Source organism: Microcystis sp. LE19-195.1E (assembly GCF_027532095.1).
GTDB classification, from domain to species: domain Bacteria; phylum Cyanobacteriota; class Cyanobacteriia; order Cyanobacteriales; family Microcystaceae; genus Microcystis; species Microcystis aeruginosa.
The window spans coordinates 1-13,185 of sequence record NZ_JAPZSZ010000107.1 but is presented as its reverse complement, the minus strand read 5'-3'; the positions used below and the strand labels follow the sequence as shown (position 1 = coordinate 13,185).

The following is a 13,185-nucleotide window of genomic DNA, read 5'->3' as shown; positions in this document are numbered from 1 at the left end:
AGTTCCTTCTGAGTTCATCGGTTTTCGAGGATTAGAAACCCCCTAAATTTCGGAAAATTACTCGGATAGAATCGGAACAAACGCCAAAATTTAGACTAACTTCTCGGAATTCAAGGGCTCGGTCAACGCGCGATTACCCTGGGTTTCCCAGTAATAACCATGAGTAATATCTAGAGGTCAATTATGGACAATAAAACTCTGTACGAAGAAGACTTTTATCTCTGGATTAGAACCACTATTAATCAACTGCAAGCGAGACAGTTTGAGCGGGTAGATTTAGAGAATTTACTGGAGGAGTTAGCAAGTATGGGAAGGAGCGAAAAACGCAAAATTGAAAATCTTTTGATTCAATTGCTGGTACATTTGCTGAAACTAACTTACTGGACAGGAGAAAGAGCAAGAAATGAGGGTCACTGGAAAGGAGAAATTATCAACTTTCGCCGACAAATAATCGAAGAAATTAAAGATAGCCCTAGTTTAAAACCCTATATTCTGGAAATCTTTGAGGAATGCTATCAATTTTCTAGAAAAGAGGCTCAAGTTAGAACTCAATTACCCCTCGATACTTTCCCCGCTATTCCCATTGGTTCCCTTGAACAAATTCTCGATGAAGATTGGTTTCCCACTAATGACCACGAGTAATATATAGAGGTAAATTATGGATAATAAAACCATGTACGAAGAAGACTTTTATCTCTGGATTAGAACTACTATTAATCAACTGCAAGCCAGACAGTTTGAGCGGGTAGATTTAGAGAATTTACTAGAGGAATTAGCAAGTATGGGAAGGAGTGAAAAGCGCACAATTAAAAGTCTGTTAACCCGATTATTAGAACATTTACTTAAGCTCAAATATTGGGCGGCAGAAAGAGAGAGAAAGGAAGGTCACTGGAAGGGAGAGATTAGAACTTTTCGTCTCGATATATTAGATGAACTTAAAGATAGTCCTAGTCTGAAACCTTATCTTTTGGAAATTTTTGATGAATGTTATCTTTCAGCCCGAAAAAATGCCAGTGACCGCTCTCAATTACCCCTCGATACTTTCCCCGTTATTCCCATTGGTTCCCTTGAACAAATTCTCGATCAAGATTGGTTTCCTGCGGGCGATAATCTGGAAATATAGCCATCAGTTAGACTGCTCCATACTGCTGTAACAAAAAACAACTATCTCCCGATAGCGATCGCAAAAGGTCGAATAACTGTAAGTTTCTGTTAAGGGGTGCGGTCAGATCGAAGAATCATCGCTAGAATGAGCCTAATTGTCAGAAATTTAGTTAAACAAGGTTTTTGGCAATATGCTAATCTGGCTAACACGCTTTTGGGTGTGATATAGGGAAAAGTTCTGGCAATCGCGCCTAAATAGAGTGTTATACAGAAAGTTTCCGCATAATATGTAGTTAGGCAGATGCAATCCAATGTGTATCTTTTCTCACGACGTTCAACAGGTGTCCAACACGAAGATCTACGCTCGCCTGAATGGCGACCGTCAGCACTTAGTGTATGAGATGCGCCTAACGTCGGAATCCGACGTGGCGATGATCCTCCCGTTGCCAACTCAATTGCCGAGTACGGACCAAGTAAGTTTCGTAAACCTTTCTGGTTACGACGGCTTTTTTCGCGACATGGATCGATGCTTCCCGCAGCCGATGGAAATGCGTAGCAAAGGCGTCGCTGTCGCGAGAGCGAGTCCTAGAAATCTCATGGTTCATCGAGTTGGCGCGTTTGACGCTTCGTTCGTACCCGCACTCGCGGATTTTCACAGACTTGATCTTCGATTTCGCCTTCCAGAGGATGTTTGGAAACAGCTGCCGCTTTACAGTGACTTTGGTTTTGCCGTCTTTCAGCTTCGATCTGGAGACATGCGGATCCATCCCATGGCATTGTCGTTTAGGACGCGGAATTCAACGGCCCTTTTCTTCCCGACTGCCCACGTCCATGATGGAAGCGTTCATCCCGTGGCGCAATTCGATCACTCCCTTTACGCACAGGCGGAGCGTCCCAATAACGTCGGAATCCGACGTGGCGATGATCCTCCCGTTGCCAACTCAATTGCCGAGTACGGACCAAGTAAGTTTCGTAAACCTTTCTGGTTACGACGGCTTTTTTCACGACATGGATCGATTTCTGAATGGGTGCACGGGTCAGTCCTGCCTTGCGACGTTATGAACTTCGGCAACTCTATCATGTCAGATAAGACGAAGGGTCTCGTTGATCCACTGACGCCTGTTGCCCGCTGCAAGTTGGCTGGCCCATTGCCAAACCGGGATACCTGGCTACCTGTGTAACCGCTGGCTAACCAACCGATCGTTGCAGCTGCCGATGCCGCGAGCGTCACTTTGCTCCTAGACATGGCAGTGCGATGCCGAAGGCACTGCGTAGCAGTACGCAATCGCCGTAGGGTGCGTTCCCTAATGTGACTCCCACTGCTCCAGCGATCGATTTTGGGGAACGCACCATGCCCATTGATTGAAGCTGTGGTCTAAATTTGATCGCCGATCTTGTAGTACGGGGCCTGGTGATACTGAATTGCCAGATATTGGAGTTCACTACTGGCTAGATGCAGGAACGAGGCTGAAATACATTTTGAAAGTCTGGGTTGAGGATTAAAGAGCTTGCGAATTAGTAGTCAGGGTGGGCGTTTGCTCACCTTACTTTTTCATGCGGTAATATGGAATGAGATGGTGAAAGACTGAGACTATAGCTATGACGCTCGCATCTAATGGAAAAACCGCTATCATTCGTACAGAGCGAGGACTGACAATCGCAGGAACCCGCATCACCCTCTATGATGTAATGGATTATGTGACTGCTCAATATCCACCTAAGTTCATTCAGGGATTATTTGATCTGACGGAAGAGCAAATTAACACTGCCCTGGCTTATATTGAGGCTCATCGTGCGGATGTGGAAGCTGAGTACCAGCAAGTTCTCAAAGAAGCTGAAGAACTCCGACTATACTATGAAGAGCAAAATCGTGAGCGAGTTGCCCGTATTGCTGCTAAGCCGCCAAAACCTGGCACAGAAGCCATTCGAGCAAAACTTCAAGCGGAAAAAGCCAAGTTGGCATCACGGGCATGAATTTTCTAGTTGATCATAACTTACGAGGGCATTCTCTTGTCCTCGCCGGAGTCCTTGCTGCGAGTGGTTGGCTTGACTTGATCTCGATTCGTTTTATTCTGTTTGAAGAAGTTGGGTTAGCTGTCACGAGCGATGATCGCGTTGTTTGGCGGTATGCCCAAGCCAATCAGATGATCCTGATCACCGCTAACCGAAGTATGAAAGGCAAAGATTCCCTGGAGCAAGTGATGCGGGAGGAAAATACCCCCACATCATTACCCGTCGTGACAATCGGTAATATTGAGCGACTACTTGCCGAGCCAGATTATCGCGATCGTTGCGTTAACCGTTTGGTTGATATTGTAGTTGATATTGAAGATTATCAAGGCGCAAGACGCATTTTTATTCCGTGACGCGCCGAATGCTAGAGCCGTTGAAGTCTATCTGTAGGGACACGGCATAACGGGGTCTTTATACTGAATCGGTTTTTAATAGTATGATTAACTGCCAATCCAACTTGAAAAACCCGCTCCCTTCTCCCCACTGCTGTAACAAAAAACAACTATCCCCCGATAGCGATCGCTAAAGGTCTAATAATTGTAAATTTTTGTCAATGGGTGCGGTCAGATCGAAGAATCATCGCTAGAATGAGCCTAATTGTCAGGAATTTAGTTAACCAAGGTTTTTGGCAATAGGCTAATCTGGCTAACACGCTTTTGGACGTGATATGGGGAAAACTTCTGGCGATTACGCCTATCTCTTGGTATGATATATTTATAGTTCCATATCTCTGGACAAAAATTTTTAAATTTATAAAAGTTGATCTAAATTCCGTGATTACTATCTATCAATTAAAGCCAGCTTTTCAAAAGATATTGAGTCCGCTAGTCAAGCAACTAGCGAAACAAGGAATCACGGCGAATCAAATTACCACATCTGCTGCTGTCTTATCAGTATTGATGGGAATAGCAATTGTCCTTTGGCATTGTCAGCGCTGGCTACTGTTGCTGATGCCTTTGGTACTTTTTATGCGAATTGCACTGAATGCGATTGATGGGATGTTAGCCAGAGACTACAACCAGAAAACATCGTTAGGTACTATCTTAAATGAACTAGGAGATGTAATTTCTGATACTGCCCTCTACCTTCCCTTTGCCTTAATACCAGGAGTTTCTAGTATTTTGGTTGTCCCAATTGTCTTACTGTCAATCATCAGTGAAATGACTGGAGTTCTCGGGGTTACAGTGAGTGGAAAAAGACAATATCAAGGGCCAATGGGCAAAAGTGATCGTGCTTTTTTATTTGGTATAATTGCTTTATTATTAGGATTAGGATTGACAGCAGGAAAGTGGTTAGATTATATTTGGATTACCACAATCTTACTGCTATTTTCGACAATTATCAATCGGGCTTACAGCAGCTTAAAGGAATTAGAGTATCATGGTTTGGACGAAGCCAGCAATTAACGTTATCTGGGGGTTAGCAGGGGTATTTATCCTATTAATACTAGCGACTCTCATAATTCAGCTTCTCTCCCTAACTTTGCCAGAGAGAAATTATACAGAACTGAAGCAACGAGTCAAATCTTGGTGGGCAATTACCCTTCTTTTCTCAACTTCTCTCATCCTCAGTCCTGGAATAGCTGTGATCTTTTTTGGTTTTGTCAGTTTTCTGGCCCTGAAAGAATATTTATCTCTAATTCCGACACGGCGGGCAGACCGTCGCGTCTTGTTTTGGGCTTATTTAGCAATCATCTTACAATATTACTGGATTTACAGTCGGTGGTACGGAATGTTTTTAGTATTTATCCCAGTTTATATGTTCCTTATCTTGCCGATGCGGATGGTAATTTTAGGAGAAATACACGGTTTTCTCAAGGCAATAGGAACTCTACATTGGGGATTGATGCTGACAGTATTTAGCATCAGTCACGTCGCCTATTTATTAAGGCTACCACCCGCAGGTAATCCCATAGCTGGCGGTGCTGGATTGTTACTGTATCTTTTATTTTTGACGGCTCTGAATGATATTTCCCAGTACTTGTGGGGAAAAAGTTTGGGAAGACATAAAGTTTTACCGACAGTTAGCCCCAACAAAACCTGGGAAGGCTTGCTAGGAGGGATAATAACGACAATAGTATTGGCAGTAATTTTGGCTCCTTGGTTAACTCCGTTTAATTTAACTCACGCATTCTGGCTGGGGTTACTATTGGGAATTGCCGGTTTTATTGGTGATGTTACTGTATCGGCTCTGAAGCGAGACTTAGGAGTTAAAGACAGCGGTAATCTCTTACCAGGACACGGTGGTATTCTTGATCGTATTGACAGTTTAACTTATACTGCTCCCCTATTTTTCCATTTTACTGTTTACTTTTATTTCCGGGGGATGTTAGCTTGAATAAGTTACTGCGATTGTTGTTTTTTGGTTGCGTGGTTAGACTGATTGTCTTGGTCATTATCGGACTAAGAATCAGTCACAAAGAGAGGCTACCAAAATCGGGACCAGCGATAATTGTTGCCAACCACAACAGCCATCTCGATACCCTGGTATTGATGACACTCTTTCCCTTAAGGTTATTAGACAAATTGCGTCCAGTAGCGGCGGCGGACTATTGGTTAAAGAATCCCTGGCTGACTTGGTTTTCTCTAAATATTATTGGTATCATTCCCTTAAGACGCGAAATGGGGAATGTTCGCGAGCATCCTCTAGACAGTTGTTCTCAGGCATTAGTGCGGAGAGAAATTCTGCTAATCTATCCTGAAGGCTCTCGCGGCAATCCTGAATCTTTAACTAGCTTTAAGAGTGGCATTGCCCATCTAGCGAAACGGCATCCAGAAATCCCCATCTATCCAATTTTCTTGCATGGTTTAGGCAAGACACTTCCCAAAGGTGAAGCTTTATTAGTCCCTTTCTTTTGTGATGTTTGGCTTGGTAATCCTCTCCATTGGACTGGCAATAAACAAAGCTTTATGGATTTGTTAAATCAGTCAATACAAGAGTTGGCATCATCAGGAAATTTTTCTGCTTGGCAATAAAAAAGTTCTTGATTTTTCTTGATTAAACGAAGGAATTAACCATGAATTCTCAAACCTTACCTAGCTATGATTCACTAAGTCGTCCGCTGCCAATTTGGCATCCTAAAGCCATCTACTACAGCCTTGTAAGATTGCTGTTTCAAACCATCGGGCAACTTTCAGACGGAATTCGTCTGGGCTTGAAATACGGCTTTGATTCAGGAGTCATGTTAGAGTATGTTTATCGCAATCGTCCCAGCGGCATTACCTGGTTTGGCAAGATAATTGACCGTGTTTATCTCGACTCCCAGGGATGGCAGGGAATCCGTCAACGTGGGGAAATTCTGAAAAGCGTATTGCGTCAAGTTATCCAAGATAATTTTGAGCAAGGGGTAACAACTAACCTCCTCGATGTTGCTTGTGGTGGTGGCCGCTATGACTTGGAAGTTTTGCTAGATTTTTCGGGTGGTGCAGTGAATGCTTTATTGCGAGATTACAAGGCAGAAAATGTGCAAAAAGCGCAAGAATTAGCTCTCCACCTTGGCGTATCAGCAACTATCGAACAAGCTGACGCTTTTAACGATGACGACTTAAACCGGGTCTTACCACCGCCTAATTTAATTGTCGTCTCGGGACTCCACGAAATATTACCAGATAATGAGTTAATTCGTCAGCATTTCCAGCAATTATATCGTCTTCTTGAACCAGGCGGGACGCTCATTTTTACCATTCAACCCTACCACCCCCAATTAGAGTTTATTGCCAGGGTATTAAATTCTCATACAGGTAAACCTTGGGTGATGCGGCTGAGACCGCTAGAATTAACCGAAGCATGGGCAACTGATGCGGGTTTTCAAGATTTCCAGGTACAGATGGATAACTTTAATATTTTCGGGGTCGTCAAAGCGAGAAAGTGAAGTCAGCGAAAACTCATTTTGTAACTATTCAGGTCTAGGGGTTGACAAAGAGAGAAAAATCAGCAGTGGGGATAAGAGAGACAACCGTATTCAAGGGGTGATGGACAGAGGCCAAAGCCTGACGGAAGAAAGTTAAAACCGAACGGCCTTGGGCGCGACAAGACTGAATCACGGTCAATAAACGGGCAGTATCAACAAAGCCACTGAAGGAGCGAGAACCACCAGCTATCTTGCGCTTAGTTACTCCCAAACGCAGAGAACGCTCGGCTCGGTTATGATCGGGAGAGACTTGAGGATGATCGAGGAAATACCACCACTGATGGGACTTGTCCAGCAAGGATTTCAGCAATAAACCTGCAGCATAACCCGCCTGGGGTCGCCACACAGCTAAAGCTTGCTCTAACCGCAGCGATCGCCGATCTTGTAGGGTGCGTTCCCTAATGCAAGTCCCACTGCTCCAGCGATCGATTTTGGGGAACGCACCATGCCCATTGATTGAAACTGTGGGTTTAAGTGCGATGCCGCTCTTGTGGGACCAGTTGGGGAATGTTAGCGAAGATTCCCAATGTTTAGGTTAAAATAGAGGGGCAAAAGTTGCAACAAGATCAATCCTATGACAGTCCGACAACCCCGCTATAGCAAAGAAGAATTTGCCCAGCGTGGCGATCTGATTTATCAAACTCAAATACGTCCACAAGTCGAATTGGGTAATCAGGGCAAAATTGTAGCAATTGACCTTGAAACTGGCGACTTTGAAATTGATGCGCGTGAAATATCTGCTTGCAATAGACTCGAAGCCCGTCACCCAGATGCTCAAATCTGGATTGTTCGAGTCGGTTCTCGCTATGTTCGCCGATTTGGTGGACGGACAAAGAGATTAGTATGATCGCCGGAATCGTTAACGCGGATTTTGAGGCGATTATTTCACTTTCGATCTTGTGACTCTGAAGGAAATATTTACGCGCAAGATGCGATCGTTGATACAGGTTTTAATGGTTGGCTTTCATTGCCACCAGACCTAATCGATCAGCTAAACCTAAAATGGAAAAGACGAGGACGTGCTATTCTTGGTGATGGTAGCGAATGCGTTTTTAATGTCTATGAAGCTCTCGTAATTTGGGATGGAGATTATCTGACTATCCCAATTGATGAAGCTGATTCCGAACCTCTAGTGGGCTCTTCTCGACTTTGTGTGATAATTTTTGCTTATGGAATCGTGAAAGGCTTACTGGGCAAGACTTTTAGGACTATTTTGCGGATATTCTATCAGTATAGACCTCGTTTCCACACAGAAACCAGAAGAGCCTCTAGTGGGAATGTTATTAATGGAAGGCTATCAACTCACGGTTCCAGTATTTGAAGAAGGCAGCGTAGAAATCCGCAAAGTAACTGCCGTCTAACACCGCGTTGGAGCCGACTTCACCAAAAATACCGACAAAAATTACGGGTGATCTGCCGCCGCACAACTTCACCGTTATACTGAATCGGTTTTTAATAGTATGATTAACTGCCAATTCAACTTGAAAAACCCGCTCCCTTCTCCCCCACTGCTGTAACAAAAAACAACTATCCCCCGATAGCGATCGCTAAAGGTCGAATAATTATAAATTTCTGTCAAGGGGTGCGGTCAGACAGAGGAATCATCGCTAGAATGAGCCTAATTGTCAGGAATTTAGTTAAACAAGGTTTTTGGCAATATGCTAATCTGGCTAACACACTTTTGGGCGTGATATAGGGAAAAGTTCTGGCAATCGCGCCTAAATGGAGTGTTATACAGAAAGTTTTCGTATAATATGTAGTTATGCTGCGTAGTCCTCGGTTGAGACGCAGCCCAAAGACTGTTTGTTAGAATCCTATGTTTTCGCGTGAAAACTCATGATCTTTCTCCCAGGAGTTAATTTTGTGCCTACTAAGCTTATTCAGTTAGAAGATGGGACTTTAGTTGAAGTGGACGTTACGGCTGATCAAGCCCGTCAAATTTCTGGTGGCTTTGCAGACAAAGTAAGTAGTACTTTTGATAAAATCCAGCCGCTTCTAGTGAAAATATGTCGTCCAGTCACAGATGCTTGGCAAGAAATAAATCAGGATATGAATATTGATCAAGCTGAAATTCAATTAGGCTTGAGCTTTGAAGGTGAAGGTAATTTATACATAACTAAGGCTAAAGGTAACGCGAACCTAACCATAAAACTTACTCTAAAACCTAAATCTAATTGATTCAATGAATCTCCACGGACATCCTTCTTGGGACGCTTGCATACTTATAACAAGTAGAAATCCTGATAACCGTCGGTTTGGTACAGGATTTATTATCTATCACTCTGGGCAAAAGTCTTACGTAGTAACTTGCGCTCATGTAATAAGTGATGTCGGTGGTGAAGAGTTGATCGAAGCAGATGGTCAACCTGCCAGAATAGTTGGCATTGGTTCAGATGATGGACTTGATTTAGCAGTTATTGAAGTAGATGAATTATTAGGTAAACCCGTAGTTAAATTAAAAGTGCTTAGCATTGCTGGCAGTCCTTTTTTAACTGTAGGTTTTCGCGCCTTTGGTCGTCATTTCTCTATTGCACCACTATTTGGTATAGCTGCAACGGCAGTAGCACTAGAATCTAGAAAATATTCTGACCGTGTAAAAGCTTGGAATTTAGAAATAAGAGATGGTGAACATTTACATGACGGTTATAGTGGCTCACCAGTAATTGACGATGATGGTTTCTGCCTAGGAGTTATTACTTACAAACAAGGTGATGGACAAGTAGGTTTAGCTATTTCAATAGAAGAGTTAGAAAAGATTTGGAACACAATGCCAGCAGGTTTAATTGAAAAAATATCTGAATATCAGTCGTACTGCGATAGGTTAGCTAGTCAAGCAACTCGATTCTATATAACTGGAGATTTAGCTCAGGCACTAGATATTTACCAGCAAATTAGAACAATCGAACCTTCTTATCCTCGTATTAACATGATGATTAAATCTGTTGAGGCAGAAATGGGGAAACCCTATATAGATAGGTATGGACGAGTACGAGAAGATCTTATTCAATCATGTAAGGTTCGGGAGCAGGCTTGGTTTTTGCCTAATAAGTTGGCTCCGAGGCGTTCTCCTATCCTAGTGAGCGTGTTCTTTTATTTTCTTGTTTTAGTTCTTGTTGTAATCGTGATCTCGATCCTTTAATTATGAAAGTGCGATCGCCGATCTTGTAGAATGCGTTCCCTAATGCAACTTCTACTGCTCCACTAATAGATTTTGGGGAACGCACCATGCCCATTGATTGAAGCTGTGGGTTTAAGTGTGGTGTGGGCTAATCTGGCTAACACGCTTTTGGACGTGATATAAAGATAGTATGGGTGATGGTTTATCTGATGACAAAGAATGGATATGTGGAGGATGTTTTTCAGGCATTGCTTACCCCGCTAAAGGTTAAAATGATCATGAAGAAATAGAATTACTCTAATGAAACTAGATCGTATTACGAGCCATCCAAACCGTATGAATGGGCAACCCTGCATTCGTAATCTTCGCCTTACGGTTCGTCGAGTGATTGAGCTACTGGCAACTTATCCCGATCGAGCAGAATTACATCAAGAGTTTCCCGAACTGGAGGATGAAGATATTCGACAAGCCCTAATTTTTGCCTCTTCCTACTTGGATGATCGCATCATTGAACTTCCTAATCGCTATGAAGCTGTTGCTTGATCAGGGACTACCGCTTTCTGCGGCAACTTTATTATGTGATGCTGGGATCGACACTATTCATGTTGGCCAAATAGGGATGTCTGAAGCTGAAGACTCAGACATTATCCAAAGGGCTAGAGACGAGGGACGGGTTGTTGCTACTCTCGATGCGGATTTCCATACATTGCTGGCACTTGATGTGGCGAATACTCCTTCAGTCATTCGCATTCGGGTTGAAAGATTACGCGCCCAAGCACTTACGAATCTTTTGTTGACAGTAATCGCTGAGTGCGAGGAGGATTTAGAACAAGGATCAGCCATTACGGTTGAGCCAAGCCGTATTCGTATTCGTCGTTTACCATTAGTGTCTGATGTCTAACCGTTGCACACCGACCGTATTCAGTCTCTTTGTTGAGTCCAAGAAGTTACTAACGGCGGCTGAACGGAAACGTTATACTGAATCGGTTTTTAATAGTATGATTAACTGCCAATCCAACTTGAAAAACCCGCTCCCTTCTCGCCACTGCTGTAACAAAAAACAACTATCCCCCGATAGCGATCGCTAAAGGTCGAATAATTGTAAGTTTTTGTCAAGGGGTGCGGTCAGACAGAGGAATCATCGCTAGGATCAGCCTAATTGTCAGGAATTTAGTTAAACAAGGTTTTTGGCAATATGCTAATCTGGCTAACAGGCTTTTGGGGGTGATATAGGGAAAACTTCTGGCGATTGCGCCTAAATGGAGTGATATACAGAAGGTTTCCACATATTGTTACTCTGGAGAGTTTTGTGCAGAAAGTTGACCTATAATATGTAGTTATGCGGCTCAGTCTTTGGTCGGGGCGTATTGCAAGCTTATCTGTTGGTGCTTGGTACTTCATATTTTGGTTAGGTGAACAGTGAGTGTTGACGATATTGTTAAGCTATTCGATGCGATTACAAAATTGCTCAACGTTCTCATCTGGCCGGCAATAATTTTGTTCATCCTGATCCGCTTTGGTCGGGAGTTGCGGGATTTCTTCTCAAGCTTGGGGGAGCTATCGCTTAAAGGGGCTGGATTTGAGGCATCCTTAAAGAGAAAACAAGCCGAAGTTGTTGCTGCTCTGTCTGCTGCTGCCGCTTCTAAACCTGATGGAGATAAGACTCGTGAGAGCGTTGCAAAAGAAGCGATGATTGCCGCAGATGTTGTCGCTGATTTTGTTACACCTCGCGCCATAAGACGTGCAAGTAGATCAACAGTTCTTTGGGTGGACGATAACCCCAATAACAATAGCTATGAACGTCAAGCACTTGAAGCGCTAGGAGTTAGTTTTGTATTGGCAATATCGACAGATGAGGCGCTAAAGAAAATTTCTCGCCAACGTTTTGATGCAATTATTTCCGACATGGGGCGACCACCAGATCCCCGTGCAGGTTATACGCTTCTCGATAAGCTGCGCTCTAGTGGAGATCAAACTCCATTTATCATTTACGCCAGTTCAAGAGAGCCAGAGCACGTTGTGGAGTCACGCCGTCATGGTGCTATTGGATGTACTAACAATGCAAACGAGTTGTTTGAGATGGTATTATCGGCTTTAGGTCGTACCGCATAACAATCCCAATGCACGCCGACCGATGGGAGGTTATCGATGGGAGTGCGATGCCGAAGGCACTGCGTAGCAGCACGCAATCGCAATCGCCGTAGGGTGCGTTCCCTAATGTGTATCCTACTGCTCCAGCGATCAATTTTGGGAAACGCACCATGCCCATTGATTGAAGCTGTGGGTTTAAGTGCGATGCCGCTCTTGTGGGACCAGTTGGGGAATGTTAGCGAAGATTTCCGATGTTTAGGTTAAAATAGAGGGCGAAAGTTGCCCCAGGGTCAGGCCAATGACAGTTCGTCAACCCCGCTACAGCAAAGAAGAATTCGCTCGACGTGGTAATGAGATTTATGAATCTCAGGTACGTTCTCAAGTGGAGGAGGGAAATCACGGGAGAATTGTGGCGCTCGACATCGAAACTGGAGCGTTTGAGCTTGCCGACGATACGATTACTGCTACCGATCATCTCTATGAGCGTGTCCCTGATGCTCAACCTTGGCTGATTCGTATTGGACATAGATCCGTCTTCCGTTTTGGCAGTCGCAGCCAGAGAAAGCCCGTATGATGTGTGGGGATGGGTCTTTTGTATGGCTTTAAACTTCAGATTGAGGCAGTGGAAGGTGGGCGCGTTACAATTGAAGCGCTATGACTCAGCCAAAGTTATCGGTGAAGACGGTCTAACTTTACCGTTATACTGAATCGGTTTTTAATAGCATGATTAACCCCCAATCCAACTTGAAAAACCCGCTCCCTTCTCCCCGCCCTCCTATACCTTTTAAAGAGGATTTAGTATGACTATCTAGGGCTTGCTGAAAAAGTCATTGAAAAGTACAGGTCTCTTAATCAATGATTTCACTTAGCTACAAGCATAAGCTTTAGTTGTTGATTAATTTTTAAGTTATAACTTATCCTAATCATTGACCGAGAAAAAGTGCTGTTT

Annotated in this window: 19 protein-coding genes; 15 read left to right on the top strand and 4 right to left on the bottom strand. The window is 43.6% G+C overall.

Features of this window, described 5'->3' with window-relative positions:
* Window positions 1–183: 183 nt before the first annotated feature.
* A complete protein-coding gene (locus tag O9300_RS06690) occupies window positions 184–642 on the top strand; it encodes a DUF29 domain-containing protein (protein WP_287970789.1) in 459 nt (152 codons plus the stop codon).
* 16 nt (window positions 643–658) lie between these two features.
* A complete protein-coding gene (locus O9300_RS06685) occupies window positions 659–1,123 on the top strand; it encodes a DUF29 domain-containing protein (RefSeq protein ID WP_287970787.1) in 465 nt (154 codons plus the stop codon).
* Between the two features lie 575 nt (window positions 1,124–1,698).
* Here O9300_RS06685 and O9300_RS06680 read toward each other — a convergent pair.
* Window positions 1,699–1,881, bottom strand: coding sequence for a hypothetical protein (locus O9300_RS06680; protein WP_002758344.1), 183 nt, complete (start codon window positions 1,879–1,881; stop codon window positions 1,699–1,701).
* 450 nt (window positions 1,882–2,331) lie between these two features.
* Window positions 2,332–2,457, bottom strand: coding sequence for a hypothetical protein (locus O9300_RS06675; protein ID WP_287970784.1), 126 nt, complete (start codon window positions 2,455–2,457; stop codon window positions 2,332–2,334).
* A gap of 246 nt (window positions 2,458–2,703) precedes the next feature.
* Here O9300_RS06675 and O9300_RS06670 point away from each other — a divergent pair, with 246 nt between their 5' ends.
* The 6 genes from O9300_RS06670 to O9300_RS06645 all read left to right on the top strand — a co-directional run bounded on the left by O9300_RS06670 (window position 2,704) and on the right by O9300_RS06645 (window position 6,988).
* On the top strand, window positions 2,704–3,078 hold the full coding sequence (locus tag O9300_RS06670) for a DUF433 domain-containing protein (protein WP_287970781.1): 375 nt from the start codon (window positions 2,704–2,706) through the stop codon (window positions 3,076–3,078).
* Entirely contained in the window at window positions 3,075–3,470 is a 396-nt protein-coding gene (locus O9300_RS06665; RefSeq protein ID WP_002796835.1) for a DUF5615 family PIN-like protein, read from the top strand. Before O9300_RS06670 ends, O9300_RS06665 begins: the two co-directional genes overlap by 4 nt.
* 309 nt (window positions 3,471–3,779) lie before the next feature.
* The gene (locus tag O9300_RS06660) at window positions 3,780–4,523 is read left to right on the top strand and encodes a CDP-alcohol phosphatidyltransferase family protein (RefSeq protein WP_287970792.1); all 744 of its coding nucleotides are present in this window, start codon (window positions 3,780–3,782) and stop codon (window positions 4,521–4,523) included.
* Entirely contained in the window at window positions 4,498–5,454 is a 957-nt protein-coding gene (locus tag O9300_RS06655; RefSeq protein ID WP_002768798.1) for a phosphatidate cytidylyltransferase, read from the top strand. Before O9300_RS06660 ends, O9300_RS06655 begins: the two co-directional genes overlap by 26 nt.
* Window positions 5,451–6,092, top strand: a complete 642-nt coding sequence (locus O9300_RS06650) for a lysophospholipid acyltransferase family protein (RefSeq protein WP_012265433.1) — start codon at window positions 5,451–5,453, stop codon at window positions 6,090–6,092. The genes O9300_RS06655 and O9300_RS06650 overlap by 4 nt, the downstream gene beginning before the upstream one ends.
* 41 nt (window positions 6,093–6,133) lie before the next feature.
* Window positions 6,134–6,988 carry a class I SAM-dependent methyltransferase family protein gene (locus O9300_RS06645; protein WP_002768795.1) on the top strand — a complete coding sequence of 285 codons (855 nt, stop codon included), beginning with the start codon at window positions 6,134–6,136 and terminating at the stop codon, window positions 6,986–6,988.
* Window positions 6,989–7,022: 34 nt separating this feature from the next.
* Here the strand turns inward: O9300_RS06645 and O9300_RS06640 are convergent, their stop codons facing one another.
* The gene (locus O9300_RS06640; RefSeq protein ID WP_002796839.1) at window positions 7,023–7,373 is read right to left on the bottom strand and encodes an IS66 family transposase; all 351 of its coding nucleotides are present in this window, start codon (window positions 7,371–7,373) and stop codon (window positions 7,023–7,025) included.
* 228 nt (window positions 7,374–7,601) lie between these two features.
* Here O9300_RS06640 and O9300_RS06635 point away from each other — a divergent pair, with 228 nt between their 5' ends.
* Window positions 7,602–7,874 (top strand): hypothetical protein, encoded by a 273-nt coding sequence (locus O9300_RS06635; protein WP_002757090.1) that lies wholly within the window; start codon window positions 7,602–7,604, stop codon window positions 7,872–7,874.
* Between the two features lie 436 nt (window positions 7,875–8,310).
* On the opposite strand, the gene O9300_RS06630 is transcribed toward O9300_RS06635, so the two are convergent.
* On the bottom strand, window positions 8,311–8,547 hold the full coding sequence (locus O9300_RS06630; RefSeq protein WP_287970777.1) for a hypothetical protein: 237 nt from the start codon (window positions 8,545–8,547) through the stop codon (window positions 8,311–8,313).
* A 343-nt stretch (window positions 8,548–8,890) separates the two neighbouring features.
* Here O9300_RS06630 and O9300_RS06625 point away from each other — a divergent pair, with 343 nt between their 5' ends.
* The 6 genes from O9300_RS06625 to O9300_RS06600 all read left to right on the top strand — a co-directional run bounded on the left by O9300_RS06625 (window position 8,891) and on the right by O9300_RS06600 (window position 12,810).
* The gene (locus O9300_RS06625; protein WP_164502980.1) at window positions 8,891–9,205 is read left to right on the top strand and encodes a CU044_2847 family protein; all 315 of its coding nucleotides are present in this window, start codon (window positions 8,891–8,893) and stop codon (window positions 9,203–9,205) included.
* 4 nt (window positions 9,206–9,209) lie between these two features.
* The gene (locus O9300_RS06620; RefSeq protein ID WP_287970773.1) at window positions 9,210–10,166 is read left to right on the top strand and encodes a S1 family peptidase; all 957 of its coding nucleotides are present in this window, start codon (window positions 9,210–9,212) and stop codon (window positions 10,164–10,166) included.
* Window positions 10,167–10,445: 279 nt separating this feature from the next.
* Window positions 10,446–10,688, top strand: coding sequence for a DUF433 domain-containing protein (locus O9300_RS06615; protein WP_002790012.1), 243 nt, complete (start codon window positions 10,446–10,448; stop codon window positions 10,686–10,688).
* Window positions 10,654–11,046 carry a DUF5615 family PIN-like protein gene (locus O9300_RS06610; protein WP_287970771.1) on the top strand — a complete coding sequence of 131 codons (393 nt, stop codon included), beginning with the start codon at window positions 10,654–10,656 and terminating at the stop codon, window positions 11,044–11,046. Before O9300_RS06615 ends, O9300_RS06610 begins: the two co-directional genes overlap by 35 nt.
* A gap of 518 nt (window positions 11,047–11,564) precedes the next feature.
* Complete coding sequence (locus O9300_RS06605) at window positions 11,565–12,257, top strand: response regulator (protein WP_287970769.1); 693 nt, start codon at window positions 11,565–11,567, stop codon at window positions 12,255–12,257.
* 277 nt (window positions 12,258–12,534) lie between these two features.
* Window positions 12,535–12,810 carry a hypothetical protein gene (locus tag O9300_RS06600; protein ID WP_287970766.1) on the top strand — a complete coding sequence of 92 codons (276 nt, stop codon included), beginning with the start codon at window positions 12,535–12,537 and terminating at the stop codon, window positions 12,808–12,810.
* Window positions 12,811–13,185: the final 375 nt, after the last annotated feature.

Bases quoted from the DNA above. Each gene is read 5' to 3' on its own strand.
- O9300_RS06680 (WP_002758344.1), bottom strand. From the start codon at position 1,881: ATGCCATGGGATGGATCCGCATGTCTCCAGATCGAAGCTGAAAGACGG.
- O9300_RS06620 (WP_287970773.1), top strand. From the start codon at position 9,210: ATGAATCTCCACGGACATCCTTCTTGGGACGCTTGCATACTTATAACA.
- O9300_RS06675 (WP_287970784.1), bottom strand. From the start codon at position 2,457: ATGGTGCGTTCCCCAAAATCGATCGCTGGAGCAGTGGGAGTCACATTA.
- O9300_RS06645 (WP_002768795.1), top strand. From the start codon at position 6,134: ATGAATTCTCAAACCTTACCTAGCTATGATTCACTAAGTCGTCCGCTG.
- O9300_RS06690 (WP_287970789.1), top strand. From the start codon at position 184: ATGGACAATAAAACTCTGTACGAAGAAGACTTTTATCTCTGGATTAGA.
- O9300_RS06665 (WP_002796835.1), top strand. From the start codon at position 3,075: ATGAATTTTCTAGTTGATCATAACTTACGAGGGCATTCTCTTGTCCTC.
- O9300_RS06615 (WP_002790012.1), top strand. From the start codon at position 10,446: ATGAAACTAGATCGTATTACGAGCCATCCAAACCGTATGAATGGGCAA.
- O9300_RS06670 (WP_287970781.1), top strand. From the start codon at position 2,704: ATGACGCTCGCATCTAATGGAAAAACCGCTATCATTCGTACAGAGCGA.
- O9300_RS06685 (WP_287970787.1), top strand. From the start codon at position 659: ATGGATAATAAAACCATGTACGAAGAAGACTTTTATCTCTGGATTAGA.
- O9300_RS06655 (WP_002768798.1), top strand. From the start codon at position 4,498: ATGGTTTGGACGAAGCCAGCAATTAACGTTATCTGGGGGTTAGCAGGG.
- O9300_RS06635 (WP_002757090.1), top strand. From the start codon at position 7,602: ATGACAGTCCGACAACCCCGCTATAGCAAAGAAGAATTTGCCCAGCGT.
- O9300_RS06600 (WP_287970766.1), top strand. From the start codon at position 12,535: ATGACAGTTCGTCAACCCCGCTACAGCAAAGAAGAATTCGCTCGACGT.